Raw genomic sequence first — 1771 nt, 5'->3', positions numbered from 1 at the left:
AGGCTTTGTTAAAGTTAGTTGTTGATAATTTGATAAACGGGAACTTATGTTCTATAATGGGCTTATCATTATAAAAGTTGGTGATGACGGTGAGAGCAACTGATATTCTTAAAGCTATTCAAAAACTAAATCCAGCAGAAAAACATCGATTACGAGAGTATTTAATTGATGCACTTACAGCATCCTCCTCAACAGGAACCGTTCTTCAAGAAATATCTGAACGTAAAAACAAGAATGGTTATCATTGTCCAGATTGTGAATCGGAACATATTGTTCGGTTTGGAAAATACTCAACAATCGTCGGAGGAGAGGAAGTTAAAAAGCAACGGTATCGATGCAAAGCGTGTAAAAAGACATTTACTGACCTTACGTATTCAGCTTTATATCGAACTCGTCGTCTTAACCAATGGATGAAGTTTATTGAGTGTATGATAGAAGGATACTCTTTGCGTAAGTCTGCTGAATTAATTGGTAATGTAACTCACGTCACATTATTCTACTGGAGACACAAGCTCCTATCTTCGTTAAAACAACTGGAAATATCAAACTTCCAAGGTATCGTTGAAATGGACGAGACCTATTTCCTATACTCAGAAAAAGGACAGAGAAAGATTAAAGATAGAAAGCCCCGCAAACGAGGTGGTTCTGCAAAGAAGCGTGGTATTAGCAACGAACAAGTATGTGTTTTAGTTGCAAGGGACCGTGAAAAAATGACTTTTTCACAGGTATTGGGAATGGGTAGATTAACAAAAGAACAACTGGACAAAGCTATCGGTCATAAACTTTCAAGTGAAAATATATTATGCACCGATTCTTGGCGTGCCTTTAAAACATACGCTGCTGAAAAAGGGATGAAAATTTATCAATTCAAGTCTGATGGAAAGGTTCGTACAAAAGGTCTATACCATATTCAGAACGTTAATAATTATCATCGGAGGCTTAAAGGATGGATGCAACGTTTTAATGGTGTTGCAACTAAGTATCTAAATAATTATCTTGTTTGGTTTCAAGTATTGGAAAGTATTCAACATCAAAGAAATGAAGTCACAATGAATGACTTGATTATTAGAGGGAATTTAATACAAAATTTAGAAACCTATGATACACTTAGGTTAACTAAATTCACGATATAAACATCGATTCTTATTCAACAACGGAGCAGGGATAGTTGAAGAACATTCTGTTATAATTTTAATAATTTAACCTTGAAATAGCTAGGAGTGAGTAATAAATGATTAGAGTGGATGTAGTATATGCATTTATTTATAAGGAAGATGAGAAAAAAATCCTTATGGTTAATAACAAGGGTGGAGGTTGGTCTCTTCCTGGTGGTGCAGTGGAACAAGGGGAAACTTTAGAACAAGCAGTTATTCGAGAGGTTAAGGAAGAAACAAATTTAACAATTGAAGCTGGTGAAATTATAGCTGTCAATGAAGCAATGTTTAAAGAAAAGAGTCATCACGCTTTATTTATAACATTTAAAGCAAAAGTCATCGAAGGAGAAATTTCAATTGTAGATAAAGACGAAATTTCAGAAATAGAATGGGTAGACATACGAAGGGCTAATGATTTAATGCCTTATCATCCTAATGGAGTTGATAGCTTACTTAAAGCCTCATCTCCTTATACATTTCAAGGTTAATAAACCTTGGTCCTTCTTCTGCTAATGGGGACTTTAGTCGAAGAAGGCAATACTATGATTTAGAACTTCCAAATAATTGGAAGTTCTAAATTTTTTTATTCAATATCAACATTAAACTTTAACAGAGCC

Annotated in this window: 2 protein-coding genes; both read left to right on the top strand. The window is 34.4% G+C overall.

Going from position 1 to position 1771, the window contains the following annotated elements; all coding sequences use genetic code 11:
• Positions 1-83: 83 nt before the first annotated feature.
• Positions 84-1133, top strand: coding sequence for an IS1595 family transposase (locus tag OEV82_RS16015; protein WP_263062438.1), 1050 nt, complete (start codon positions 84-86; stop codon positions 1131-1133).
• A gap of 98 nt (positions 1134-1231) precedes the next feature.
• A complete protein-coding gene (locus OEV82_RS16010; RefSeq protein ID WP_263062437.1) occupies positions 1232-1642 on the top strand; it encodes an NUDIX hydrolase in 411 nt (136 codons plus the stop codon).
• Positions 1643-1771 lie beyond the last annotated feature (129 nt).

The sequence above is a fragment of the Pallidibacillus thermolactis genome (assembly GCF_025660415.1).
Taxonomy (GTDB): domain Bacteria; phylum Bacillota; class Bacilli; order Bacillales; family Caldibacillaceae; genus Pallidibacillus; species Pallidibacillus thermolactis.
The sequence above is the reverse complement of the archived record's forward strand: the minus strand, read 5'-3'. Positions and strand labels throughout refer to the sequence as shown.

What these genes read in the sequence shown, in the direction of transcription:
- OEV82_RS16015 (WP_263062438.1), top strand. Translation starts at nt 84, where the DNA reads ATGACGGTGAGAGCAACTGATATTCTTAAAGCTATTCAAAAACTAAAT.
- OEV82_RS16010 (WP_263062437.1), top strand. Translation starts at nt 1,232, where the DNA reads ATGATTAGAGTGGATGTAGTATATGCATTTATTTATAAGGAAGATGAG.